This window comes from Coleofasciculus sp. H7-1 (genome assembly GCF_057473865.1).
Map to the genome: position 1 here is coordinate 57,993 of NZ_JBYCCT010000014.1, position 26,527 is coordinate 84,519.

Sequence of the window (26,527 nt, forward strand, 5' to 3'; positions counted from 1 at the left end):
TGCTCCAGTTGCTAAAACGCTACTATACTAACATCAATTTATGCAGCAGCAAGACTTTATTTGAGCAGTTAGATTAATTTTATAGAAGTAAAAACAGTCGTTGATTATAAAGATTGGCTAGACTGGTCTTGAAGAATGCGGCGTCTTTGAATAAGCCCGGTTAATTTGGCAGCAAGAGCCTCTATTTGGTAATAAACAGGATGGGGTAAGAAATAGAGCAAGTAGGCAGCTGCTAAGGTCATCAGCGTGCGGCGGGGCTGCTCCAAAAGGATGCGCCAGTGAGCAGCCAAGGCTCGGTGCATTAGCTGCACAGCCATTGAGCCTGTTTTTAAACGTATTGCACTTCTGGCTAAATATCGCAGTTGATATGCTTTAGTGGGATTTTCCCACTCAGCGATTAATTCTGGAGCGTAGGAGCGTGTTTTTTCAATTACCTTTTCGAGGGCTTCTAATTGTTTCAGCAAACTAGCTGAAAGACCTCCTGCGTTTACCCGATACAGTGTCAGCGCTTCAGGAATGCCCTCAATTTGCCAGTTGGTTTGAAGGAGGATGCGAAGCCAGCATTCTATATCCTCTGCCTGACGAAAGTTATCATCAAAATAAAAATCTTCAACAGTCCCGTAAAGATTATCTTGAAATTTAATCGCTTCAAACACCTCTCGCCGAACTACGGCAGCCGAACCATTTCCGACTGGATTGTCACGAAGTAAATCGGGCGGTGTAATGTCCTTAAACTTGGGCATCAGATATGTACCCAAGGAATTTCCCGTTTCATCGATAAAAGCAGAGCGACTAAAACTAATCCCTACGTTAGAGAAATTTTCTAGATGTTCGAGATGTTTTTCTAATTTTTCCGGTAGCCAAAGGTCATCGCCATCTAAAAAAGCTAAATAGTCGCCACGAGCATGGCGGATTCCGGTGTTTCTTGCTCCAGCAAGTCCTCTGTTCTTCTGGCTAACAATTTTAATTCTAGGGTCTATAAACTGCTGGCAAATTTCTACGGTTCCATCGGGGGAGCCGTCATCAACCACAATAATTTCAAAATTTTTGTATGTTTGAGCTAGAACTGATTCAAGTGCAGCAACTATATACTTTTCTACTCGGTAGGCTGGAATAATAACCGAAAACTTTTTCATGGATAATACCATTTTTTTAAGCCGCTTGGAAAATTCTTTCATCAAGCATATCTAAGATTTTGCTGTCCCGGTTTATGTCAAATTTTCTAGCAAAGTAATATTTGTCTTTAATTAGATTTGGAAAATCTTCAGATGTAAGGATGCGGGGATGACCGTGGCGGCTGTTCTCCCAATCAATATAGCGCATATTGCGGGGATGGAAATTAAATAATCCACTATTCACTAAGATTGTTTGCATAAAAGATTCATCGGGAAGGCGAACTTTCTTGTAGTAGTTCACCAAATCAGGATTGGCAGAACAAAAATCATGAAGGTATTGAACGCACTTTCTAGAAATTGTTTTAAAGTAAGAGCCTCCGTAGCAAACAAATTTTTCATTAAATGGAGCTGAAGTGGCCTGCTGTCCGATGATGAGTCCATAGGAAGAATCAATCCGAACAAAGGGCTGAACATTATTAATAAACACTCGGAAAGGTTTGAATAAGCCTCGTTGCCATTTGGCTAATTCTATACCTGACCACCAGTATTGATAGAAGTAGCGATCGCGCCCATCCTTAGCTCCCCAAGTACACTTGTCAGAAAGCACATTAAAATAATCAAAAAATCCATCGTACTCAGTTGCAGCCAGAAAATTTTCAAGTTTTGAGAGCGGTTGAGTAGGATAATCTTGACCTGTGAGATTAGTTAGCCAATCAAATTGAATATTATGGTTTAAAATCCAGTCAACAACATCTAAATAAGCTTTGGTAATGGAAAAGTCGCCTCTTCCAACTTTCTTAGCCCTCAGCACCTTAACATTAGGTAAACTCTCGAAGAGTTCTACATCTAATTGACTAGCATTGAAGTTATGACTTATCACTATATAAGCGTCACAACTTGACTTTTTAATAACTTTAACCAGTCGATAAATTTGTTCTAGATTAGTATGGGTTTGGATCAGGTAGACAACCCTCATAATTTACAACCTATTCCGCTGTTTATAAAAAAATTGAATTTGTAACTAATTATGCCATCTGTCGGGATCGATCTCGAAGAATGCGCCGTTTTTGGGCAGCTCCTGTCATTTTTAAGGCAAAACTTTCTATCTGGCGGTAGAGAGGACGTGGCAGTAACCAGAGCGAATAGGCAGCTCCCAAAGTCAAAAGTGTCCGCCTGGGTTCGTCAAGAATCATGCGCCAGTGGGTAGATAAGGCTCGGTGAGCCATGTCTACAGCGGTTGGGGCTGCTTTCAGCCGGACTGCCCACCGGGCTAATTTCCGCAACTCGTAGGCTTTGGCTGGGTTTCCATACTGAGCAATCAAATCTGGAGCGTAGGAGCGAGTTTTTTCCAGCACTTTTTCCAAGTCCTCTAACTGCTTGAGTAGGTTGGCTGAAGCGCCCCCAGAATTCACTCGGTACAGCGTCAAAGCTTCAGGAATGCCTTCGATTTGCCAATCAGTCTTCAAGGAAATGCGAAGCCAGCATTCGACATCCTCAAAATGTCGCAATCGTTCATCGAAATAACAATCTTTTGCAGTACCCTGAGGAGCATCTTGAAATTTAATGGCTTCAAAAACTTCTCGTCGAATTACCGGAACTGAGCCATTTCCAATGGGGTTACGGCAGAGGATCAAGGGTGGGGCAATCTCCTTGAGTTTAGGCATTTGATAGATACCCAAGGGTTGTCCCGCTTCGTCAATAAAAGCAGAGCGGCTAAAACTAAGCCCTACAGTTGGCGAATTTTCTAGATGATCAATATGTTTTTCTAGCTTTTCTGGCAACCACAGATCGTCTCCATCTAAAAAAGCCAGATATTTTCCTATGGCATGGCGAATCCCTGTATTCCGAGCGGCGCAGACGCCAGAATTTTGCTGGCGAATTATTTTAATTCGAGGATCTGGGAATTGCTGACAAATTTCTACACTTCGGTCAGGAGAACCATCATCGACAATCAGAAGTTCAAAATCTTTATAGGTTTGCTCTAGAACCGATTGCACTGTAGCAGCTATATATTTTTCGACTCCATACAATGGAATGATGACAGAAACCTTTTTCATTTTAAAAATTGGTTTGATTTTATATCTGCTACAGCCAGCATTTTATAACTAGATATTGAGTCTGTACGAATCTCTGCCTTACCCCGACTGGCTCTCAGCAGGAACCTTCTTTTTCAGGGAGGTGGTGGGACGCAAACCACTAAACTTACGGACGATGGCAGAAACTAAACGGCGAGGTTTATAAATCAACCAATTCCGAAAGGTAAGTGACAGGCTCTTTTGGTAGGACTTTGGTGCAAGACGAAACGAAACATCCTGGTCATTTGTGTTGCAGAGTTCGCTAGAGATTTCAGCGGATGCGCTTTCTTTAAACGCTGCTGCTAGTTGAATAGCTAAATTAGGAAAACCTAGCTTTTCTGCCATTTCTACGATGAAATGACCGTCATAATTAATGTATTGTTGATGTTTGAAATCTCCGCAATAAACGATACCAAAATCTAAGTATTCCTCTAGCTCATTTGCCAAACGCACCAAAAGAATGTCGCGGTCAAGCGGATTGAGCGTATCAAAGCGGTGAAAAATAGCAGGAATTGTCTTTTTGTTCCAGGATAGCGTTGCATATCTAGCAAGATACTCCTCGATCTCTTTGCCAACAGCACGTTTTACCTGTTCGCGTTTGGCATCAGAAATGCCTTTTTTCCCGTCTCCAAAGTCGCCATGAGTATAGGTAGCATGAAGCAGACCTGTCGCTACTACCTCCGCAGGTACACCAAGAGAAGCCAGGATACTAGCAGTGCTGACTAGATGGGCGATAAAGGTCTTACCAGAGGCTCGAAAGGCACCTGCGAACAGATGCATTGTCAGCTGATAAGCATCGCGGATGCGGCTAAGATCGTTGCTTGAGTAGCCTTCTGCGCGTAGCTGGTTGAAGAGTTGGATGTTGGTTTGGGCAAAAGAGTGCATAGTGTTGCTTTTGATTGGGATGCTTCATTTTTGTTGCACTCGAATTAGGCGAATTTTATTGATTTTGGCTGCAAAAGAGTGCAATTTGCTTTCTGACATCAAGCGTTCATTTGCCGCTTGAGGAATAAAAAGCCAAAAACAACATCTTCAATTTCCACACAAGCCTTAGTGAAAAAGCGGGGAATTGCTCGATAATGAAGGCGGCTTGCTGTCCAGTTCCCCGCTTGCTCTCTGGATGGAGAGTGGGTTAAGGCTGTGTAAGGGGATTTTTCGTCGAAGCGATCGCACTTTCGTTTCGCACCTTCGTTTCGCACTTTCGTTTCTTTGTTCTACACGCAAACCCCGCCAACCTAACGGGAGGATGCTGTTACTGCCGACTTCTCCGGTATTGCGGGCATCTGAGGCTGTATCCCCTGAGCTTGCAGGCGAGCCTGACGATCCGTGAGATAACGGTTAAACGCCTTATCTAGAGGAACCAGGCGATTTGCCAACCTGCCCCCTGCAAGACCTAGAGTCAGACGCCTAGCAATCGGGTTAAGGATTGTCACATATCGCCGCCATCCCAAGCGCTTGTAGCGATATTTGAAGTACCCGTCCTCGTCCAGATTCCACTTATCGCGCAAGCGGTGCAAGCTATTGAGTTCCCAAGCGTCGCTCCAACGCAGCATATAGAAGAGCATATCTGACAACTTCAGTGGCGGGCCTGGAACATAAGTGACGAGACACGCAGGCTCAAAATAAACGCTACCACCCGCCTCCACGACTGTCATGCAGAAATCGAGGTGTTCTTTAGTATTGAACATTTGTTCATCGAGCAAGCCGACTTTCTCAAAGATTTCAGTGCGAACCAGCACGCAATGGAATTCTGCCAGTTCGGTTTCTTGACGTTCGAGCTTGGGTCGCACATCCGCTACTCGCTGACCTTGCTTGTACATTTTCTCGCGGAGACGCCGTCTGGGGTTTTCGCCAACTTTTTCCAGCCAAATGTGGGCTTCTCCACCTGCAAAGTGGACGATTTCGTGTACTGGAGTACCTTGGCAGGTCAGGGGGCCAACAACGGTGGCGTTTGTCTCTTCAGCGCACTGAACCAAGCTTTCCAACCAGCCTGGGCTGACAATCACATCGTTATCGATAAAGACGAGATACTTGGTTGTAACCTGACTCACACCAAGGTTTCTGGCACGATTTGGAGTGAGGTAGTGATTGGTGCGAATGATTTGAAATCCTTTTTCACTCGCTTGCTGTTGCAAATAACGCTGAATGTGAGCGGGCGAACCCCCGTCTACATAAACCAACTTGAATGGTACTGATGTATGTTCGTAGATGCTTTCCAGCGACTCGCGGGCGCAGCTGAAACGTTCGCGCGGTGAGACAACAATCGTAACTTGGGGATCTAACATCAGAAACTCCTCGCTAAAGACTAAACGGTTTATCGACTGTTTTGTTTGCTCTGCGTCAACTCAGCTAGACAGGAAAGAAACTTGTTTGTGTTTAAAGTCTGTACTGTGTAGTTGCCCTGTGTGGCTTGGGCAGCTCTGGTTTTACACAGGCAAAGACTGGAGATTGTGGTAAGACCAGTAAGCTCCCCGCTGGGCAAGCAACTCGTCATGCCCTCCCTGCTCGATAATTCGACCTTTCTCCATCACCACAATTTTGTCGGCATTCCGGACGGTAGCCAAACGGTGGGCAATCACAATTACAGTCCGGTTGGTTCGCAGACGTTCCAGTGCTTCTTGCACTAACTGTTCTGACTGCGAATCTAAGGCACTGGTGGCCTCATCGAGAATCATGATTTCCGGGTCGCGCAGCATTGCCCTAGCAATTGAGATGCGTTGTCGTTGACCTCCGGAAAGCCTAACGCCTCTATCTCCGACCACTGTGTCGTATTGGTTGGGCAACTGACAGATAAATTCGTGGGCATTGGCAAGGCGAGCTGCCTCAATCACCTTTTCTCTGTCCATTCCCTCTAAACCGTAGGCAATGTTATCCAGAAGTGAGGCGTTAAAGATGTAGGTATCCTGGCTAACGACTCCGATGTGCTGGCGTAGCGAGACAACATCGTAGTTCCGGATATCTTGACCATCGATCTCGATAACACCCTCGGTCACTTCGTAGAAACGGGTAACGAGAGCTGCCACAGTGGATTTCCCGGCTCCAGAAGCGCCAACCAGCGCCACAGTTTTGCCACGAGGAATTTCTAGATCCAAACCGTTGAGGACGTAAGACCTTCCGCTGTAGGCAAATTTTACATTCTGGAAAACCATGCGATCGCGCAACCCTGTAAATCGCTGGTTTCCACCGGGAAGCGGATATCTCTCTGGTAACGAAAGCGCCTCGGTGACTTTCGTTAACGCTGGCAGAGACTCTTGGACAGAACCCCTCGCCGCATTCACCTTTTTCAGTACCGGAACAATTCTAATCAGAACCAGCATGAATATTAGCAGCTCTGCGGTCGTCAGCAGACCCTTGGAGATAAACAAAGTGTAGCTACCGACAAGAACCACCATCGCCGCAGCCAAAGTCGCTAACTCTGTCAGCGGGTCGATGATGTTTAGCTTCTTAGCTAGCCCGATGTTTGCCTCCATATAATTGTTACTGATCTTATTGAAGCGGTTGAGTTCAAAATCTTCCGCACCATAAGATTTAACGATCCGAACACCGCCTAACGTATCTAAAGCCATCGCGTTCAGAGTGCGTTTAGCAGATACAACCAAACCCCCCGATGTTTTGATCTTTTTCAAGAAATAACTTAGCCATAAGGCAACGCCTGTAATCAAAAAGGTCGTCAGAACCGTCATTTTCCAGGACACGATCACCAGCGTTCCCAGATACGCGATTAAAATCAGCAGGTTGGTCAAGCCATAAAAGAAGTTAGTCAACAGCTTGTTCGTTTCCATCACCTCTGTATGTAAGGTGCTGGTTACTTTACCCATCTGCACGTTATCAAAAAATTCAATTGGCGAATATAAATAGGTTTGATAAAGTCGTTTCCTCAAGCGTTTGATGACTGCTTCCCGATAAATGGAAGTTAATACTTGTGAAATGTAGTAAAAATACCCTTTTAGAATTAAAGATCCCATGAGAACTAGGGCAAACAAGCTAATGAGAGTTCCTTTACCTTGCTGCGCTAGCCAATTGTTCAACCCTTCCGTTAAAGCCATTTGAGGAAGAAGAGTTCCCCCTCCTTCATTCAAAATTACTTTAAGAAAAGGGATCATCAACCCGATTCCTACACTATCTAGAATAGAAGACAAAATCATTGTCACTAAACCTAGATAGAGAGTTTTCTTCTGCACCTCCAAAATCAGAGATGTCAGTTTATCGAATTTCCCGATTCGCTTCATCAAGATCAATTTTAACTTTGCCTTAGCCCCACGCAACCTTGTTTCCCGTCCGAATGTCTGACTTCGACTCATAGTGTCTACCGCTACTGAACCTTTGAACAGCCAATCGTTGATTGCTTATTCCGGGCTAAACTTTTTTGCCGGAGCGCTTTTTCATGATATTTCACTGTGCCGACGCTTGCTTTGAAATTATTTTGATAGCAGGCAACACAGTGTTAGCTTTGTTCGCTTTCTCTAGTAAATGTTACCAGAATTTTTGCTATACAAGCACCAAAAAAACACGATTTCCCCTGTTTTTAATGTGAAGTTTTGGTGAAGTTGTAATTATTAGAAAAGCCCTGCTTTAAATCTTGATTTTTGGAATTATTCAATTAGAAAATTATACATTTTATATCATAATATTTTTTGATTAAGATACTTCTAATGGCAGATTTTCACCTGCCAAACGCGATTTTAATGAACAATCTCTATCTAATGGTAGATTTCTACCAACCGCTCGTTCAACTTGTTAATGTCGTAATGCGCTTCTACGTAGGCGCGACCGGATCGACCCATTTCAGGCCAAACCTCCGGATGCTCAAATAAATAACCCAACTTTTCAGCCAGGGTATCGGCATCCCGTTCTGGAACCAAAAAGCCCGAAATCCCATCTTCAATCAGTTCTGGAATGCCGCCGTGTTGAGTCCCTATGACTGGTAAACCCATTGCCATTGCTTCTTTTAATACGTTCACGGGGGCATCTTGATCGCCGTTCTTAGCTGTCACGCAGGGGGCGATAAAGATATGGGAGTTGTCGAGAATTTCAATGAGTTCCTGCTGCTGTTTGTGACCGAGCAATTTTACTTTGTCACTAACGTCTAGCTCATCAATGAGTTGTTGCAAGTCTTCCTTTAATGGCCCATCGCCAACGATGTTGTACTCAATGTTTGGGTATGCCTTAGCCAACTTGGCAATGGCACGAATTCCATACTCAATCCCTTTTTTTTCGACAAGGCGACCTGTGGTGACAATCCCAATGCGACCATCAGCGGGCAGATGACGTGTGGTAAATACAAACTTGCTACAATCGATCCCCGAACGGAGGACGATGATTTTCTTCTCATCGCAACCTAGCTTGATCAGGCGGCGTTTGAAATAGTCGCAGTTGGAAAGAAAGAGGTCTCCTGTGGCGAATAGGGGATTATAAACGTCTTCACCGAATTCCTGAATATGCTGGCTAATATCGAAACCGCGAAATGAGGTAATTAATTTTCCGTGGGGGGCACCAATCAGCCGAAAGGACATCCCAATGAATCCTAAGGGACCAAATTGGCAATGGATGATGTCGTATTCTTTTTTGCCCAATAATGAGACTGCTGCATATAGCAACCTCAATGAAGCAGCTTCTTTGCCATACTTAAAAACATTGAGCGATCGCAGTAAGAGCGCTGGGTTTTTGTAGCTGTTCGCGAATAGCAACCCCAAGCCTTTCAGCCCGCGAATGGCGATATTAGATGGCATTTTGATGTAGTAGGTGCGATTCAGCAGTTGGTATTTATTTACTGCTGGATGCACCTTGGAAGTATCTCCTGGTTGGTCAGAATAGATATCCACTTCGTGACCCCGATCGATTAAACCAGCGATTTGATTTAAGATAAATGTTTCTGACAAAACCGGAAATCGACCAACAATCATTGCAACTTTCACAGCAACTTTACCCCTGTAAATTGACTTCTATATTTACTGCATACCCTATCAGGTAATTAGCAGTTTCTCGTATATTTCAACTAAACGGTCGTTTAGCTGTTTTAAAATGAACGTCTCTGATAGAATAGGAAGTTTACCAACAATAAAGGCGATTCTCATCGTAACTTTCACCTAACATCCGATACTCTGCTGTCATCATGCTGCACGGTTAAGCATCAAGAGCCTTTGGGGTCGTTTGAACTGTTTTAGTAGGGATAGGTAAAGCTCCTTGGTATTGAATACATAGAACATCAAGATCAAATAGGTCAAAGCCATTGCCGTGAAACTGACAATTACTGTAGCCCAAACTGTTAAAGTTGGTGCGATCGCTCCTGCGATTAGAGATGCCAGGAAAGGATGCTTCATGGCTACTAATAAATCGATATTTATGGTGTCTCCTTGCCCATATTTGCCAAATTTTTACTCCACCGTTGATATCGAAAATCCCGAAACTTAGTAGATATCTGCCGAAAATAGTTAGCAAATTTAGGGGAAAGCGATCGCATCACCAGCCATTTCAGCAGCAAGCGCTGACCGCTGCTATTTAGTAACATTTTTGGATACAAGCGAACTGCCATTTTTAGTTTATAACCTGCTTGCTTTACTGCATCAGGATCTGCCTTACGAGTTAAATACAAATCTGCAAGGTGCTGATAAACATTTGCTAAACTCTGATTCTTGAGAGATTGCAACTCTGCTGGCGCTGTCTGAAAAGCCTTCTCAAGTGCCATCAGATTATATTTTTCCCTAACCTCTATTTTGGAAGAAATTGAGCCGGGTACTTGACGATAAAAAATCTGATGTTTAGGAACCAGAACGTAAGACCACTTAGCTGCTAACCTTAGCCAGTAATCCCAATCATGAGTAGATTTCAGTTCCGGGTCGAGTTCCCCAACTGACTCAATTGCTTGCCTACGAATCAGCGGAATCGAACCACAAACTAGAAAATTACTTACTAATAATTGCGGATAGACATTTCCTTCAAAATACACGGGTTGCTGTACATATAAAAGTTTTCCTTTTTCATCTATGAAAGAAGTCCAGCTATAAGCTACCCCTGCTTCTGGATGCTTTTGCAATGCTGTAAGTTGTAGTTCTAGTTTGTCTGGTGTCCATAAATCATCTGCATCAATAAAGGCAATAAATTCACCCTTAGCGTGAATCAAACCGCGATTGCGAGCGACTGCGGCTCCGGCATTTTCATAGGAAAATACTTTTATCCGCTCACCTACAATTTCTTTAATAAGTTCTAAGCTTTTGTCGCTCGATCCGTCATCAATTAAAATTATTTCCCAATCTGAAAATGTTTGTTGCTGAACAGATTTAATAGTTTCCAGAATTGTTTGTTCAGCATTGTAAACCGGAATTATTACTGATATTACTGGCATTTAGTTTAACCTTCGCGTGAATTTAATCCCAACAAATATGACCTGAACTCCGCTCGATCGTCAGTATAGTTTTAAACTTCTGTTCTGGCTTTATACCCGTTTTCAGAAATATTTGTTTCAGCTAATACAAATTCGGGAAATTTTTCTTTGATTCCAATTCCTAGCATGACTAATCCAGGCCAATAAACATAGGCAAGAGCTTCTATGTTTTCCCCAAATGTAAACATAAACATGACTAAAAGTATACTCAATCCTACTCGCGCAGTTCGACTACTTTGCGACTTAATTACTAAATCTATGAAGCTCCAAGCCAAGGGAATGGCAAGTGCAATACAACCTACGACTCCTTTTGTTACCAGAAGACCAAACCAAGTGTGGTGAGAGCCGATTGGTTTGAATGTTGCAACGGCAGGCCCTTTAAATTCACCAAGTCCATGTCCCCAAATAGGAGCTTCTTGCCAACGCTCTACTGCTAGACGAGCTAATATATCTCTAACTCTGGAAGAGCCTGCTCTAGCCTGGTAAAACATATCTGAAAAAGCTCTAAATGAATTAATTAGCCAGGAAGAAAACACTCCCATAATAAAACTTGCAATTCCTGCTATTAGCTGTATATAAGGTTTCGTAAAATTTGATAAAGCCCAAGTAGAAAATATGATAAAAGGAAGACAGATGATACCTAGGCGCGAAACCGAACCCAAAATCATAGCAACCGCACCAATCATGCCCATGAATCGCCATTTTTTGTTTGATTCTTGCGCTGCCAGAAAGAAATAGATGTTTCCTACCATCCCCAAGGCGGGTGCCCAAGGCGTAAACAATTCAAGACGAACTCCACCTCCTTCAGGATCGAGACCGTAGAGGTTAATACTGTAGTAAGCGAGACCGCTACGTTCTATGATTCGCAAAGGGGAAGTATAGATATGAGAAGGTAGGTTTAATCTAGCCGCTGTATAGCAAATGATGACAGCAAATAAGCTTTGCAGACAAAGTATGCAAGCTGCTCTATAAATTATCTGAGGTCTAATTTTTAAACAACCTGCAAGAGGAAACAACGCTAAGGGAGCATATCTTACAACCCAATTGATTGATGAGTTAAGAATTTTACCTAATCCTAGATTAAAGTTCATGTGAGCAGCAATTAAAGCCACCTCCATGACTAAAATACAAACAATCCACACCCAGATTGTTGTGGGAATGGTTATTTTCTCCTCTGCTGGCGTATTCTCCGTTTGGTTCCAAAGTTTCTTCCCTACACGCCATAAGAAAAACCAAGCCAGTGCAGGCACTAAGGTCATTTGTAGCCCAAGAATATGAATTACATAAATCCAGATCATGTAATACCAAATCAACTTTTCTTCAAGATTTTGAGGTTTCATTGATATCTGGCTCATGCATCTTGGGTCTAATCAAAACAATATTGTTGCTGCGGTTTATCTCCGGAAAACTGAATCGATTTCTGCCAATTACGGGCTGGTTTCCAAGTAAGTATGTTTAACTAGGGCAGAAGACCTGGAAATTTTGCGATCGCGTAGCCACAGTAACAGCAGTCCATTGGTACAAAACAAGGAACCTAAGGCTGCACCTAGCAGAACCAATTTCTTATTTGGGGCACTAGCAGCAGTCGGAATCGTAGGCTCTGTGAAGATTTGAATTTGAGGATAAGAGGAAGATACATTTGACTTGCTCAAATCCAATCTAGCTAAAGTAGAAGAAAAAACTGCTTCGGCAATTTGCACATCCCGCATCAGGTCTGCTAACGAAACCTCTTGCTGTGCCAGTGACTTCAGCCTACCCTCAAGTAGATCGAGTTGTTGGTTTAGCGATCGCGCTTCTGCTTGGAGTCCTTGTGCTTCTGTCTGCACTGTCACTAACTCTAAGAAAAGAGCATCCCGCGAGGTTCCAGATCCACCACTTTTGCTCAGGTTGAGTTCCTCTAGGCTTGCTATCGTCACGGGTCGCTTTAAAAGAGATTGACCCTGCCTCAGTAAAGCAGCTTGAGCGGCATCTAGTTTGGCCTGCTGCTGAATTAAAGCAGGATGATCCGGTAAAAACTTGGACTGCAAAGCAACGAAGAGGCTATTCGCTTCACTGTAGTCTTGTAAGTATTGTTGAAATAGCGAGTCAGCTTGAAGAACAAAAGCATCTGAAGCTTGTTTAGGCGATAAATCTAAGTTACTAGATAGCCCTTGAAAACGGGCATTCGCATCTTGCTGTTTAGCTAATACTTCAGCCCGCTGTCGGCGTAGCTGTTCAATATTTTGTGAAAGGTTAGTAAGTTGATCCGTAGAAGTTAAACCCGAACGGGCTTTGTACTCAGACAGCCGTGTTTGCGCTGCTTTCAATTTTTTTTGGGATTCCCCAAGCGTGGATTGTAGCGTTTTATCCTGCTGAGCGGTTTCTTTAATTCTCAGTTCATTGATTTTTGCTTGCAATGCTTCGTAGAGAGCTAAAGATTTTTTATAAGCTTCTTCGGGAGTCGTTCCTTCAAACTCAAAGGTCATTAGCGTGGTGTTGTCTAATACTTTAGCCCTGGGTTTACCAAAATCTTGCAAGGGCATATTGAGCTTATTAGCAGCAGTTTCCAATACTGGCTTACTGAGAGCCAGAAATTTATAGTTTTCTCTGGGATCTTGATTCGTACTCATGTACGGAGAGTCGCTTTTAGAGGAGGCTTGTCCAATTCCTGGCAGGTTAATGTTACTGGCTGAACCTGTTGAGGGTAAAGTAAGAGCCAACTCGCTGCTGTAATTCGGTTTTGTAACTTTTATATAATATAAAGCGGCTCCCCAAATAGCTGCATTAGTTAATAGTCCTAGGACTAAGTAACGCATCCAATTTCCTTGAGACCGTGCTGACTTTGAGGAAGATTTAGAAATGCTTGCATCAGTAATAGCCAAATCTTCATTAGGAGAGGTAATCGGGCGTTTCATAGTCAAAGAATTAGGCTTACACTAGGGTTATTGCGATCGTAGTCTTTTTGAATAGCTGCCTCAAGGACTAAACGGCAATCTTGACTAAATTTTGTATAACCTTCGCTTAGTAGAGCATACACAGCCTTCACTTCGCTACTTTTCAGGAGTTGGTTATCATCCCTCTCGTGAAGGAATCGGGATTAAACGCTTTGACGTTTTCAGTTTCTATACAACAAACACAATGCAATTTTAAGAGCTGGTTTGAGCTTTCTAAAAAGCTCTTTAGTTGGCAATAGCGATCGCAACATAGCAGGTTTTTCTGTTCAATCAAAAATTTGTTTTTCGCCACCCATTCGCTCTTTGCAATTAGAAACACCCTGAAAAAGCTTAGTTGCTCGTATTGAAGAACAGCCTGATTTCGATAAAATTATTCGGTTCAAGGTATCGGTAAATAGACTTTTAGTGTCATCTCATCGTAAGAGGCTTCACATAGCTACACATCAGTCCAGAGGATGATTATGGACTGCATGATTTTTTTATCCAAAGTGCAAATATAGCGAACCAAAGACGTGTCGAAAGATGCACAGGCAGCTTGTTTGAGCGATTGATTATGAGATAGCGATCGCTAACCAACGGTAACAACTAAAGTAATAAAGCGATCGCTATCTCAGCCATGAAAACTTCATAAAAAAATTGCCCAAAAATTGTGCAACTTTACCTAAACTTTACAGAAATTGGATTGATTTTGTGATTTAGATGAGCCTCTATATTTTAATCGCGATCGCTCACTTCGTTGTTGTAAATCCATAGCCGCCAAGAGCGACGAAATAAACAGACTTTTGTTCCCATTTCGCTCTTATTGAATCGTCGATTCGCCAGGATAAACAAAAAGCGATCGCTCTTTTGGGGCGATCGCTTGCAGTCAATCATCTACGATTAGCGCTTAACTATTCGGTCGTTGGATAATCGTTTCTGCAACGCGCCGCTTGGCTTTGGGGTCAATGCCAATTAGGCGCACGTACTCCCCATTATGCTCGCTCAAGCAGGCTTCCAAAGCAGCGATCGCTTCCGATGCATCTGTTGTCTGAATGGGATCGCCGCTTTGCCAGGATTGGCTACGGAACCGACGTGCATTTGCGTGTTCCATACCAATGCGATATCCTTTGGCGAGGAGATCGCGGATCTGTTGCTGCACCTCTGGACTAATTCGGGCACTATTTACCTGAGCGTTGCTGCTGTGACCATTGCCTTGAAGAGACTCATCAGAGTGGGATGGCTCATTCGCCAGCTCATTTCGGACAACTGTCTTCCGATTTTCCTTGGGCATAGATGGCATCCGAGCCACGTCCCCAGCTTCTTGAGTCACGGAGCGTCGCCCTGTATTGTACTCTTGTACCAACCGTGAATTCTGAACTCGCTGCTGTTCTTGGACCATCAGGTTGCCAAACTCGATCAAGCGAGAAAAGGTGAAATCAGGCTTTTTAAACACTGGTGGTCCTTCAACACTGTTGACCACCCTAGTAGAAACTCGGTTAATCCCGATTTCGTGGATGAAAAAGCGGATTTGTTCATCATAAATGCGCGATCGCACTGCACCAAAGAAATCAATCGCTTGATCGGGAAAGCAATCGACTAACTGTTCAATCTGGCTGCGAGACAGTCCATCTGTCTCAAAAATGCCTTCGACGATGCCAATCTTGTCATCTCTATCGGGTTGCCAGTGGAACTTCTCCATCCGACCATCCCGAATCAACGGCGCATACAGCGTGGCGAAGTCATTTCCAGTGACAATAATCGGCACTCTGGGTAGGGGCGTTGAATCATAACTGCCAGGAAGTTGCACATCTGTTGGTTTATCGGCAATATTCATCAGCGTCCCATTCACCAGCTGAGTATTCACCGTGTATTGGGTGCCTTGATCGAAGCGCCCTGCCCCAGCATCCAAATCATTGATCATCAGCACACACATCTTGCCGCGCACCTTGATCAAGTCTGCGGCTTCCCGATAGCGCAAGCGGATCAAACGCCCTGGATCTCCTGCATCTGGACTTTCCAGTTCCCCTGCCGACATATGGATGGGTTCAATGCCCATCCGCTCAAATACTAATTCACATTGAAAAGATTTTCCCTCTCCCTTCCGTCCGTGAATTCCCAGAATCAGAGGAACTCGTACTCCAGGGAGGTCAAGAAAATTTTTGGTGATATGAACCGCCAGCTTGTCTAAAAAACGGGGAGAAATGTAGTAGGTCATAGTCTGTTAAAGTGAATGCTCCGATTGCTAGGCATCAAACAAACAAATTGGAGAGGTAGATTGCTCTGCCTCTCCAATTTTGCACGAGTTATCGATGAGTCGGTTAGGCAGTGCCCACCTAACTGATTAAGGTTTAGTAACCTCTTTGGTTTGGCTTCCCAACGATGAAGCTGAGAACTTGGCACTGCTTGATGTTATCAAAGCCCATGACTCGGACATAGGCGCTGGGGTTCTCAGAACGGCAAGCTTTGATTTCATTGAGAACTTCTTGCGTTGTCGTAGCATTGAACAGAGGCAGTTTCCACAGTGTCCAGTAGTGCTGTTCCGGTGCAGAACTCTCGCTGAATTCAACCCCTGCAATATAGCCTTGGTCGAGGATGTATTGGATTTGCTTGTTTATTTGCGCGTCGGTGAGCGGTGGCAAATAGGATAGGGTCTCGAAACGAATCTCTTTAGGTAGAGTTTTCATAGTTGTGTGGTCTTCCTTGTAAGTATGTCTGCTAAGCGGACGCTTGATGCGGTCTAACGTCCAAAGTTGAAGAGTTCTGTCAGGTGACGGTCGAGGTTATCCAGACTCGCCTGGTGATTCAGTTTGTTGTTCCGGCTGGAGGCTGGGGTCAGGTAAAGTAAGTTGCGTAATTCGCTCCAGATGTTGACGCCGATATGTGATATTGGCTTGCTCAATGCCAGTGCGAGTCATCTCAGGTAAAAAGTCTGCTACTTCGTCTGCAAGATGCTGGCGCACAGTCATAATCCGAAGCGCTAACTCTGGATTTTCTTTGAGTAATTCCTTGACGTAAGCTTCTCCATCTTGGATGATGCCCGTTTTGGAAAAGTTACTCAGCCAAATTGCCAAAGGAGGATTTGTCTCGCTCAACTGAGCCACGATATTTTTCACTGCCTGATAAGTCAGGTAGCTGATCAGTGTCTTAGCAGTGTCTTTGGCAATTTGCTTGAGATCCATTTTTGACCCCAGACCTAAAGAGTTCTGAATTTTGAGTGTTGAGTGTTGAGTTTGTTTAAGTTTAACTCAGCACTCAACATTCACTACTCCGCAATCTAATTACAGAGTATCCATCGCCTCAAACTCAAACTTGATTTCCTTCCAAAGTTCGCAGGCAACAGCCAACTCAGGACTCCACTTACAAGCTTCGCGGATCACGTCGCCGCCTTCGCGCATCAGGTTGCGACCTTCGTTACGAGCTTGGACACAAGCTTCAAGGGCGACACGGTTGGCGGTTGCACCAGGTGCGTTACCCCAGGGGTGACCGAGGGTTCCACCACCGAACTGCAAGCAGGAGTCATCACCAAAGATTTCCACCAGAGCTGGCATGTGCCAAATATGGATACCACCGGAAGCCACGGGCATCACACCAGGCATAGAAGCCCAGTCTTGGGTGAAGAAGATACCGCGAGAGCGGTCTTCTTCAATGTGGTCTTCGCGCATCAGGTCAACAAAGCCCATCGTGATGCCTTTTTCGCCTTCCAGTTTACCAACGACGGTACCGGAGTGCAGGTGATCGCCACCAGACATCCGCAGACACTTGGCGAGAACGCGGAAGTGAATACCGTGGTTCTTTTGACGGTCAATCACGGCGTGCATAGCGCGGTGGATGTGCAGCAGCAAACCGTTGCGACGGCACCATTTAGCGAGGGTGGTGTTAGCGGTGAAGCCACCAGTCAGGTAGTCGTGCATGACGATGGGTGTACCCAGTTCCTTTGCGAACTCAGCACGTTCCATCATTTCTTCGCAGGTGGGGGCGGTGACGTTGAGGTAGTGTCCCTTGATTTCACCTGTTTCAGCTTGAGCTTTCTCGATAGCTTCTTGAACGAACAGGAAGCGATCGCGCCAGCGCATGAATGGCTGGGAGTTGATGTTTTCGTCGTCTTTGGTGAAGTCTAGACCGCCGCGCAGACACTCGTAAACGGCACGACCGTAGTTCTTAGCAGACAAACCCAGCTTGGGCTTAATCGTGCAACCCAATAGAGGACGACCGTACTTGTTGAGTTTGTCGCGCTCAACGGTAATTCCGTGGGGAGGACCTTGGAAAGTCTTCAGGTAAGCAACCGGAACCCGCAAGTCTTCCAGACGCAGGGCACGCAAAGCTTTGAAACCAAACACGTTCCCCACGATGGAGGTGAGCATATTGGTGACAGAGCCTTCTTCAAACAAATCTATGGGATAGGCAACATAGCAAATATACTGGTTGTCTTCTCCGGCGACTGGCTCGATGTTGTAGCAACGACCCTTGTAACGGTCTAGGTCGGTCAATAGGTCTGTCCACACGGTTGTCCAGGTACCTGTGGAAGATTCCGCAGCTACAGCAGCACCCGCTTCTTCAGGAGGAACTCCAGGCTGAGGCGTGACCCGGAAAGCCGCCAAAATATCGGTATCTTTGGGGGTGTAATCCGGGGTGTAGTAGGTCAGTTTGTAATCTTTAACTCCGGCTTGATAGCCAGATTTTGTCTGAGTTTTGGTTTGAGAGTAAGACATTTCTTCCTTCCTGAGGAAATCCTGAATGTTGTTCCGGGTTTAAGCGATCCCGTACTTTTTTCTTTATTAATTTTTAACTATACCAGCAAGCCAATAAGTTGAAATTACAATCTTCTATTTGTAAACATAAGCTTTACTTATTGCATATAAATCTAAATATTTTGTTACAAAGGAAGACTTGACTTTTGTAAGCAATTAGTAAGTGGATAAAAATACCCTGAAAATAGCGATCGCCCGCCGAATGTTATAGGGTCGTTGTTTTTCCTTGGCAATGCTTAAAAGAGTTTCTCTCCTAGCCGCATCCTTGATCCTGGCAGCTTGTAGTACGATTGCTGTATCCAACCATCTGCCGGTGAGTACGTTGACCGATTTGACGCCCTCTCGCCCTAACTCCGCTTCCAGCGGTACTAAAACCTTCTCACCCGTGGCAGCGCTACCAGAACCTCAGTGCCAAGGAGAAATACCCGCAGCGCTCAAAGCCAGCTTGGGTGAGTATCGGTTGGCGAAAGCATCTGACTTTGTGGCTTCAATTCGTGCCTACGAGCGGGAAAATCCCGGACAGCGAACCACCTGTAGCATTTTCAGCGCTGACTTCAACGAAGACAGGCAGAAAGATTACGCTCTGTTGTTAGTCAACCCTAAAAATAATAATTTCCGATTTTTGATCGCCATTAACCAGACTAGCGGACAGTTCGACCCAGCCGTGGTCAAGGATTTCATCCATCTCCCGGAGTCCTCAGAAGGCATTATTTACACAGCTATCAGCTTCAAACCATCCGGAGAGCTAGGATCAGCCGCCCGTGAATATTCTCCTTTGAAATATGGAACATCTGAACAGCAAATCTTTAAAGCAAAAGCAGCAATTGAACTATGGAAAGCACTGCCAACTGATTCAGCGGGTGTGCCTCAATATTTAGAAATCGGCACCCTTGCATACTGTTCCAATGCCTTCTACTTTGTCGATGGCAAACTGAAAACATTTGGCGTTTGTGATTAATTTTTTAAGTACATATACTCAAGTTAGGCGAATCCGCGATCGCTACTTCAGTTCTACTTTTTCAATCTGTCGCTAACACAGGCTTAAATGTAGTAGGAAAATCTTATATTTCAGCTAAATGAACAGAGGCGCGTTAGCAAAGCCTCTTCTAAGGAGATTAGCGATGGCATTCTTGAGTGCGCGTATCGGTTTGTTTATTAGTGCTACCCTGCTTTCTTTAAGCGTACCAGTCTGGGGAATCATCCAATCAGCTCCGCAGACCAGTGGTAGTGGCGTACTGGCTCAACAATCCACGGAGATAGACCGAGGAGATGACCTCCGCACCTATCCACCCTCGTCGCCGCCGCCTGGAGGTCGTCCCTTGCCCCCCGAACGCCGACGGCAAGAAGCCATCCCCCTACCCGCAGATTATCGCGTCACCGCCTTGCAACCGGGTTATACCGGCAGTCTCTGGGTCGGTTCCTGGCAGAGTTTAGCGCGGATCAACCCGAAGACAGGCAACGTTTTAGCTCGGATTGCTCTACCCAACTACACCATCGGCGCGTTAGCGCAAGACCGGGTGGGACGAGTTTGGGTGGGAACCTACGAAGGATTGCTGCGAGTAGATCCCCGCAGTAATGAAGTGACGGCGCAAAACTTTACCTTACCGTCTAACCGGGTGTTGTCGCTATTGATTGACGAGCGGGGTTATCTGTGGGTAGGGAGCGATCGCGGTCTTGCCATGATCAGCCCCGACCAGGGATTATTGATGACAACGGTGCAAAAGCTTCCCGGAGTCTCAGCGAATGCCCTCACCCTCGACCGAGAAGGTCAGCTATGGGTGGGAACGCTAGAAGGGTTAGTGCGAATTAATACCACCAATGCCTTTGTGATGAAGCGGCTGAAGAATGTCCCCGGCACCACAGTGCAAGCCCTGACCCTAGATCCACAGGGGAGGATTTGGGCGGGAACGCCCAGCAGTTTGCTAGTGATTGACCCTAAAACCGGGGACGTGCTGCGGTCGGTGACGCCACTCCGGGGGCGCAATGTTACCGCTGTGCGCTTTGCACAAGATCGGAGCGTTTGGGTGGGGACGGAGAATGGTTTATTGAGATTGAATCCGCAGACGGGTGCGGTGCTGGATCGAGTTGCTGACCTCCCTTCCAGTCGGATTCTCTCTTTATCCACGGATGTCGCCGATAAGTTGTGGGTGGGAACCAGTGAAGGACTCGCTTGGATCAGCTTGACCACGGGGCGCGTGACACCGCACTTAGCTTTCGTTCGGGCAGAAGAGTGAACAATTTGTCAAGCTCTAGTTTGACGGAATAAGTCAGCCGGAAGTTGAAGTCTGTTACAGGTTGTTTGAGTCATTAACAGATTGACGCTTCCATGCTGAAAAAAATTGCCAAAACCGTTGCGAGTACAGCGATCGCTGCTACTGCTTTGTGTGCGATCGCTCAAGCTGCTAGTCCAGCAGACATTCCGATCAATACCATCCGCCTAGAAAATACCCTCGATGCCAGTGCTAAAGTGCGACTGGGTTACTTTGAAGTACCCGATCGAAACACAACTGTTTCTGCTTTCGGGGGTGAGATGCGCCGCTACGATGTCCACATGGCGCGGATGATTGCCTTGAGTCATCGATTTTACTGTCAGCAACCCTATTCTGCTGGAATTGAAAAGGTAGTCGTTTGGGATTACCGAGCTAACAACGGCAGAATCGATATGGGTACGTTTAATATGCCTTGTACTCTGGTAGAACAGGTAGTGAGCGCCTATGGTCTTGGTAGAACAGTGCCAATGGAAGTGGAACTTACTGACAATTCTGTAGGGGTTTTTAACGTGCAGACCCTAGATATTGAAGATGGCTGGGAAACTGACGATTTTCTAAGATTTGTGCAAACGATTAAACCGGAGCGCTGAAATAGTTGTTAATTTTTACAAGTAGGGTGGGCGCTGCCTATCCCTACCAATCGCTAACAACCTTCTCTATCATCGCATCTAAAAATGGCAGTCACCACCCAGCAATTAATCCAGTGGAAACAACAGGGGCGTCCCATTGTAGTGTTGACGGCTTGGGATTATGCGATCGCGCAACTTTTAGACGCCGCCGGTGTGGATGTGATTCTGGTGGGGGATTCTCTGGGGATGGTAGCACTCGGTTATCAGACAACCCTGCCAGTGACGCTAGATGAAATCCTACACCATGCCTCATCGGTGCGTCGCGGTGTCAAACAGGCGTTAGTCGTGTGCGATTTACCATTCTTGAGTTATCAAGAAAGTCCCCAGCAAGCGATGCACTCAGCCGGGAGAGTATTAAAAGAAACCGGCGCTCAGGCGGTGAAAATGGAGGGAGGATATCCGGCAATGGTGGAAACGATTGCCAGAGTCGTGCAAGCAGGCATTCCGGTGATGGGTCATGTTGGTCTGACTCCCCAATCGGTACATCAGTTAGGCTACCGACAGCAGGGAAAAACACCAGAAGCGGCACAGAAAATTTTACTTGAAGCGATCGCGCTAGAACAAGCAGGTGCTTTTGCCGTGCTTTTGGAGCATATCCCGTCCGATTTAGGATTGCAGATTACCCAAAAATTATCGATTCCTACGATAGGAATTGGTGCTGGGGTGCATTGCGATGGACAGGTACTCGTCACTGCCGATTTGCTAGGACTATCCGAACAACAGCCGCCCTTTGCCAAATCTTACGCCAATCTGCGAGAAACGATTACCCAGGCAGTGCAGGATTATAGTAGCGAAGTGCGATCGCGTCAATTTCCTGATTCCCCACAAGCCTAAACAGCATTGCTAGATTCTTATTTAAACGCCAAGAACGCTAAGGATAGCGCCAAGGTACGCTAAGGGAATCCTTCTTGTGCGTACCTTGGCGTTCTTGGCGTTGAAAAACAGACTTGTGTGGCTAAGTTAGCGGATCGAAAGGTTCGCAAAAATTGTCCACACCCTGCTGCGCCACATACATCAAAACGGGCGTTACTAGAAGACTTGGGCAAAGTTTTGTTGCTGCCAAATGTCCCATCATGTGGGCAAATTTTCCCTTGACTAGCTCGTCGCGAAATTCTTCTTGGCAGATAACAGCGCGGCATTTTTTAGTTAAAATAGGCAACCATTCGGCGTTAGCTATCTCTGGTTGCTGCCCCACTCGAATTGCCAGCACCATCGCCGCATCTTCTAAATCTCCTTCACAATCCTCGATTACATCCAAAGCTGCCAGCGCGTCTGGATAATCTGCCAATTCGGAGCGAAAATTTTCAATTTCTGCCGATGTAACGATAGTCATGAGATTGTTGTTAAAGGTAGCCTATTTGGAATTCTGATAGACAATTACAACTATTGTGCCAAAGCATTGCCATTGTGGAGCGACAAAAAAAGGGCGGGCATTGCCCACCCCGGCTTGTTTGTAGAAACACCGATTTATCCCATCTTCTGGTAATCGGTGAAGCTTTTATCGCTTAGACACCCACCAGTTCTAAGGCTTCGGAACCGGCAAGCTGTCGAGCGATCGCCAGACGTGTTTCCAGCTTGGCAACGCTAAACTGGTTGCGGAGATACTCCAGGTGAGCCACCGCATTCGCTTTTTCAGCACTTAAGCGCATCATAGTATTCAGCGCCTGCTGATACTCCAAATTCACCATCAGTAATTCAAAGCGACGCGCCTTGCGTTGATTGTCATTTTTCAAATCTTGCTCAAATGCCACCGTTTTATCAGCATTGCCTTCCATGCGGTTAATCACCAGATGAGCGGCGGCAAGCTGAGCATCCACTTCATTTACAGTATGGGCAGCTTGAGCGATCGCAGATGGATATTGACTCAGTTTCATTTGCATCTTCTTCTTGAAGAATACTCGTTGTAGAAAAATCTGTACTAGCCCGCCAAAAGCGGACTTCGTTCCTGTCGTCGGTAAGGGCACGGCGCTGCCTTGTCCCTACAGTCGTCCGGAGATGAGAAGCTGTAGAAAAATCTGTACTAGCCTTGATCAAAGGAGGCGGCGTTCTTGTAGCCCCAGCCTCACCGGATACCAACTTCAAACCGGAGGGCGGGTTTACAACAACGATGGCTGGGATGCCAAATTAATTCGGTATTCCGCCCCTACGCGACTAATTCCTTTAGCTGTTTCGGCGTCACTGGCACATCCAGGTGGCGCTCTGGTTGCAGATTTGGTGCTTTTTCCAAAACTTGGACTTCAACATGGACAGCCACCAGGTAAGAACCGGCATCCGCTCCCACAGCTTCGGCAATCAAACTCGCCAAGTCTGGGCGTTCAGCAGTGATGGGGTTTCTGAGAGTGCAGCGATCCCAGTCATGCTGAGCGGTCGGATTCAGGCTGAGAATGTAGTGCTTGGTCATGGCTTGAATACTTGACTCCATCTGGGGTTAGAGCGAATGCAAGGACTGAATTTGCCTACCCTTTTATTATAGTACATTTGTACTGAATTGGCGAGTTGGATTCGTGTCCATCCAGATGAGATTTTGCAGGGAGAGAACGGTTAAACCAAATCTCCGGCTGGAGTAAAGTACATTTGCTTGTCCAAATAACCCGCACCCAGCCTAACAACCCCTTTCTCAACTAACTTCACGCCAAAGCTAGAAGTTAAGCAGCAACTTGGCAGGGTAAGGGTTCTGACTCGATTCCGGATTTCTCCCAGCCTCAAACTTTTGTCTAGCTGGTGGCGTGGGGCTAAAAAATGAGGCTACCGTTTTAGCGGTCTGGTCGAGTAACCTAGTAAAAACCTGCAAGTTAATATTTGTTGAGAAAGCAATCTCATGACTGCAACTTTTACACCGCCCAAACACGAAGTTAAAGACCTGTCCCTCGCGTCCCAAGGTAGACAACGGATTGAATGGGCTGGTCGAGAAATGCCCGTGTTGCGGCAAATTCGCGATCGCTTTGCCCAAGAAAAACCCCTCGCCGGTATCCGGTTAATCGCCTGCTGCCACGTAACGACAGAAACCGCGCACTTGGCGATCGCCCTCAAAGCTGCGGGTGCCGACGCCCTCCTCATTGCCAGCAACCCCCTCTCCACTCAAGATGACGTGGCTGCCAGCCTCGTCGCCGATCATGGCATCCCCGTATTTGCCATCAAAGGTGAAGACGCCGAGACTTACAGCCGCCACGTGCGAATCGCCCTCGACCACAAACCCAACATCATCATCGACGATGGTAGCGATGTGGTCGCTACCCTGATTCAGGAACGTCAACACCAGATTGCCGATTTGATTGGCACCACCGAAGAAACCACAACGGGCATTGTCCGCCTCCGCGCCATGTTCAGAGATGGTGTTTTGACTTTCCCCGCCATCAATGTCAACGACGCCGACACCAAGCACTTCTTTGATAACCGCTACGGCACCGGGCAATCAACCCTGGATGGCATTATTCGCGCCACCAACGTCTTGCTAGCTGGTAAAACGATTGTCGTTGCCGGTTATGGCTGGTGCGGCAAAGGCACGGCACTCCGGGCGCGGGGAATGGGTGCCAACGTGATTGTCACCGAAATTGACCCCACCAAAGCGATTGAAGCGGTGATGGATGGCTTCCGAGTGCTGCCAATGTCAGAAGCCGCCCCTGTAGGCGATTTGTTTATTACTGTCACCGGCAACAAGCACGTCATTCGCGCCGAACATTTCGATGTGATGAAAGACGGGGCAATGGTTTGCAACTCCGGTCACTTTGATATTGAAATTGACCTAAAGTCATTGGGTGCCAAAGCGACTGAAGTTAAGCAAGCGCGGAACTTCACCCAAGAATACCGCCTCCAGAATGGTAAATCTGTTATTGTGCTGGGCGAAGGACGTTTAATTAACCTGGCGGCTGCGGAAGGACATCCCAGCGCAGTGATGGATATGAGCTTTGCCAACCAAGCTTTAGCTTGCGAACACCTTGTTAAGAACAAAGGCAAGCTGGAACCCGGTTTGCACTCCATTCCAGTCGAGGTTGACAAAGAAATTGCACGGCTGAAGTTGCAAGCAATGGGCGTTCAAATTGATAGCTTGACACCCGACCAAATTGAGTACATCAATTCTTGGACTTCTGGAACCTAAATCGGCAAGGGTGGGCATTGCCCACCCTTCGTCATCATGCGGTAACAACTATTGCCGCTTATCCGGTTTGTTTGTGTTACCGAAAATTCTGCAAATAAAGCCTAATTTGTGGGAATTGACCAGGAGAAGCGGCAGGTTTACCTAACAGTTTTTATACCTGACAATATTCCTAATGCAGTCAAACTGAGCTTGCCGAAAACTGAAACCTATCTCTGGTGAAAATGGGCAAGTAAAAATGAGGATTGCTACTTCAAATTGCCAATAAAATTTTTACGGCAAAAATTGGACATTTGCAAATTTACGATGAAGATTCAGATAAATCAATTCTCAGAATCTCGAAAACCTGATAAAGTTAAGCAAACTTAGGTCGTTAACTAAACTTAACAGTTTAATTGTGATGTTAAGACAGCGCGATCGCTAGAAGTATTGGAATTTTGAATTAAAATAACTGACCCCTTAATACCCAACACTAACTTATGCAGGAATGGATAACGAACACCATGAATTCCCTCGGTCACTTGGGAATTGGACTGCTGATGTTTTTAGAAAACCTGTTTCCCCCCATCCCTTCCGAACTGATTATGCCCTTGGCAGGGTATGCATCAACGCTACCAAATAGCAAGATACAATTTTTTCCAGCGATCGCGGCGGGGGTGATCGGCACGATGCTGGGTGCATTGCCGTGGTACTACGTGGGTAAACTCGTAGGCGAGGAAAACTTAAAGCGATTAGCTAACAAGTATGGTATGTGGATTGGGCTATCAGGCAAGGATATCGAAAAAGCAGATAATTGGTTTGATAAACACGGCCCTAAAGCAGTGTTTTTCTGCCGTTTGGTGCCTGGAGTTCGCACTTTAATTTCGCTTCCGGCAGGCATCAGCGGTATGCACTTGGTGCCTTTTTTAGTCTACTCAACCCTTGGCACTATTTTATGGGTGGGTTTGCTGACTTATGCCGGATACGCACTGGGCGAAAACTATGAGCTTGTAGATGAGTATCTTGGGCCTGTTTCTAAAATTGTGTTTGTTGCTCTTATTGTCGCCTTTGTTTTCTGGTTAGTCAGAAAAAGGCAAAAAAACAAAGGCAACAAGCAAGCGTGAACAGGAAGAGCTTGATTATTTACAAAGAATGATTGATGGGAGCATCCCGATGCCAGCAAATATACGCCCACAGGCTAGAAGCCTGGGGCTAGAAGAACGAAGCCTGACGAGAGCAGGCTTTGTTTGTTTAGCCGCGAATGCGAGTCGTCGGACATTTTTACTTGCTCAGCGGGTTTCGTTGCACGCAGCATTTTTTTATAA

Annotated in this window: 26 protein-coding genes; 6 read left to right on the plus strand and 20 right to left on the minus strand. The window is 45.8% G+C overall.

Features of this window, described 5'->3' with window-relative positions; translation table 11 throughout:
* Window positions 1–104: 104 nt before the first annotated feature.
* From AC2VDX_RS03855 to AC2VDX_RS03935, 17 genes are all read right to left on the minus strand, one after another.
* Entirely contained in the window at window positions 105–1,136 is a 1,032-nt protein-coding gene (locus AC2VDX_RS03855; protein ID WP_378175992.1) for a glycosyltransferase family 2 protein, read from the minus strand.
* A gap of 16 nt (window positions 1,137–1,152) precedes the next feature.
* Window positions 1,153–2,091, minus strand: coding sequence for a beta-1,6-N-acetylglucosaminyltransferase (locus tag AC2VDX_RS03860; RefSeq protein ID WP_378175995.1), 939 nt, complete (start codon window positions 2,089–2,091; stop codon window positions 1,153–1,155).
* Between the two features lie 49 nt (window positions 2,092–2,140).
* Entirely contained in the window at window positions 2,141–3,172 is a 1,032-nt protein-coding gene (locus AC2VDX_RS03865) for a glycosyltransferase family 2 protein (RefSeq protein WP_378175998.1), read from the minus strand.
* Between the two features lie 78 nt (window positions 3,173–3,250).
* Window positions 3,251–4,075: a DUF6817 domain-containing protein gene (locus AC2VDX_RS03870; protein WP_378176001.1), complete on the minus strand. Its 825-nt coding sequence runs from the start codon at window positions 4,073–4,075 to the stop codon at window positions 3,251–3,253.
* A 98-nt stretch (window positions 4,076–4,173) separates the two neighbouring features.
* Window positions 4,174–4,389 (minus strand): hypothetical protein, encoded by a 216-nt coding sequence (locus tag AC2VDX_RS03875; RefSeq protein ID WP_378176004.1) that lies wholly within the window; start codon window positions 4,387–4,389, stop codon window positions 4,174–4,176.
* A gap of 36 nt (window positions 4,390–4,425) precedes the next feature.
* A complete protein-coding gene (locus tag AC2VDX_RS03880; RefSeq protein WP_378176007.1) occupies window positions 4,426–5,475 on the minus strand; it encodes a glycosyltransferase family 2 protein in 1,050 nt (349 codons plus the stop codon).
* A gap of 141 nt (window positions 5,476–5,616) precedes the next feature.
* Window positions 5,617–7,491 carry an ABC transporter ATP-binding protein gene (locus tag AC2VDX_RS03885; protein WP_378176010.1) on the minus strand — a complete coding sequence of 625 codons (1,875 nt, stop codon included), beginning with the start codon at window positions 7,489–7,491 and terminating at the stop codon, window positions 5,617–5,619.
* A 399-nt stretch (window positions 7,492–7,890) separates the two neighbouring features.
* Entirely contained in the window at window positions 7,891–9,105 is a 1,215-nt protein-coding gene (locus AC2VDX_RS03890) for a glycosyltransferase (RefSeq protein WP_378176013.1), read from the minus strand.
* A gap of 195 nt (window positions 9,106–9,300) precedes the next feature.
* Entirely contained in the window at window positions 9,301–9,510 is a 210-nt protein-coding gene (locus tag AC2VDX_RS03895; RefSeq protein WP_378176016.1) for a hypothetical protein, read from the minus strand.
* A gap of 20 nt (window positions 9,511–9,530) precedes the next feature.
* Window positions 9,531–10,532 (minus strand): glycosyltransferase family 2 protein, encoded by a 1,002-nt coding sequence (locus AC2VDX_RS03900; protein WP_378176019.1) that lies wholly within the window; start codon window positions 10,530–10,532, stop codon window positions 9,531–9,533.
* 71 nt (window positions 10,533–10,603) lie between these two features.
* Complete coding sequence (locus AC2VDX_RS03905) at window positions 10,604–11,911, minus strand: O-antigen ligase family protein (protein ID WP_378176021.1); 1,308 nt, start codon at window positions 11,909–11,911, stop codon at window positions 10,604–10,606.
* Window positions 11,912–11,998: 87 nt separating this feature from the next.
* The gene (locus AC2VDX_RS03910) at window positions 11,999–13,465 is read right to left on the minus strand and encodes a GumC family protein (protein ID WP_378176348.1); all 1,467 of its coding nucleotides are present in this window, start codon (window positions 13,463–13,465) and stop codon (window positions 11,999–12,001) included.
* Window positions 13,466–14,218: 753 nt separating this feature from the next.
* On the minus strand, window positions 14,219–14,377 hold the full coding sequence (locus AC2VDX_RS03915) for a hypothetical protein (protein WP_378176024.1): 159 nt from the start codon (window positions 14,375–14,377) through the stop codon (window positions 14,219–14,221).
* Window positions 14,378–14,390: 13 nt separating this feature from the next.
* Complete coding sequence (locus AC2VDX_RS03920; protein WP_378176027.1) at window positions 14,391–15,698, minus strand: RuBisCO small subunit-like domain-containing protein; 1,308 nt, start codon at window positions 15,696–15,698, stop codon at window positions 14,391–14,393.
* Window positions 15,699–15,831: 133 nt separating this feature from the next.
* A complete protein-coding gene (locus tag AC2VDX_RS03925; RefSeq protein WP_378176030.1) occupies window positions 15,832–16,167 on the minus strand; it encodes a ribulose bisphosphate carboxylase small subunit in 336 nt (111 codons plus the stop codon).
* A gap of 96 nt (window positions 16,168–16,263) precedes the next feature.
* Complete coding sequence (rcbX, locus tag AC2VDX_RS03930; RefSeq protein ID WP_378176033.1) at window positions 16,264–16,662, minus strand: RuBisCO chaperone RbcX; 399 nt, start codon at window positions 16,660–16,662, stop codon at window positions 16,264–16,266.
* A 99-nt stretch (window positions 16,663–16,761) separates the two neighbouring features.
* Window positions 16,762–18,192, minus strand: coding sequence for a form I ribulose bisphosphate carboxylase large subunit (locus tag AC2VDX_RS03935; protein ID WP_378176036.1), 1,431 nt, complete (start codon window positions 18,190–18,192; stop codon window positions 16,762–16,764).
* A 271-nt stretch (window positions 18,193–18,463) separates the two neighbouring features.
* Between AC2VDX_RS03935 and AC2VDX_RS03940 the strand changes: the two genes are divergently transcribed.
* From AC2VDX_RS03940 to panB, 4 genes are all read left to right on the plus strand, one after another.
* Entirely contained in the window at window positions 18,464–19,189 is a 726-nt protein-coding gene (locus tag AC2VDX_RS03940) for a hypothetical protein (protein ID WP_378176039.1), read from the plus strand.
* A gap of 163 nt (window positions 19,190–19,352) precedes the next feature.
* A complete protein-coding gene (locus AC2VDX_RS03945) occupies window positions 19,353–20,465 on the plus strand; it encodes a ligand-binding sensor domain-containing protein (RefSeq protein WP_378176042.1) in 1,113 nt (370 codons plus the stop codon).
* A gap of 92 nt (window positions 20,466–20,557) precedes the next feature.
* Complete coding sequence (locus AC2VDX_RS03950; protein ID WP_378176045.1) at window positions 20,558–21,091, plus strand: hypothetical protein; 534 nt, start codon at window positions 20,558–20,560, stop codon at window positions 21,089–21,091.
* 84 nt (window positions 21,092–21,175) lie between these two features.
* The gene (gene panB / locus AC2VDX_RS03955) at window positions 21,176–21,964 is read left to right on the plus strand and encodes a 3-methyl-2-oxobutanoate hydroxymethyltransferase (protein ID WP_378176047.1); all 789 of its coding nucleotides are present in this window, start codon (window positions 21,176–21,178) and stop codon (window positions 21,962–21,964) included.
* A 121-nt stretch (window positions 21,965–22,085) separates the two neighbouring features.
* Here panB and AC2VDX_RS03960 read toward each other — a convergent pair whose 3' ends face one another.
* The 3 genes from AC2VDX_RS03960 to AC2VDX_RS03970 form a co-directional block, all read right to left on the minus strand.
* Window positions 22,086–22,463 carry a hypothetical protein gene (locus AC2VDX_RS03960; RefSeq protein ID WP_378176050.1) on the minus strand — a complete coding sequence of 126 codons (378 nt, stop codon included), beginning with the start codon at window positions 22,461–22,463 and terminating at the stop codon, window positions 22,086–22,088.
* Window positions 22,464–22,635: 172 nt separating this feature from the next.
* Window positions 22,636–23,004, minus strand: a complete 369-nt coding sequence (locus AC2VDX_RS03965; protein WP_190814945.1) for a hypothetical protein — start codon at window positions 23,002–23,004, stop codon at window positions 22,636–22,638.
* Window positions 23,005–23,273: 269 nt separating this feature from the next.
* Window positions 23,274–23,531, minus strand: coding sequence for a hypothetical protein (locus tag AC2VDX_RS03970; protein ID WP_378176351.1), 258 nt, complete (start codon window positions 23,529–23,531; stop codon window positions 23,274–23,276).
* 417 nt (window positions 23,532–23,948) lie between these two features.
* On the opposite strand from AC2VDX_RS03970, the gene ahcY reads away from it, so the two are divergent.
* Window positions 23,949–25,226, plus strand: coding sequence for an adenosylhomocysteinase (gene ahcY, locus AC2VDX_RS03975; RefSeq protein WP_378176053.1), 1,278 nt, complete (start codon window positions 23,949–23,951; stop codon window positions 25,224–25,226).
* A 476-nt stretch (window positions 25,227–25,702) separates the two neighbouring features.
* Window positions 25,703–26,326: a DedA family protein gene (locus tag AC2VDX_RS03980; protein WP_378176056.1), complete on the plus strand. Its 624-nt coding sequence runs from the start codon at window positions 25,703–25,705 to the stop codon at window positions 26,324–26,326.
* The last annotated feature ends 201 nt before the right edge of the window (window positions 26,327–26,527 follow it).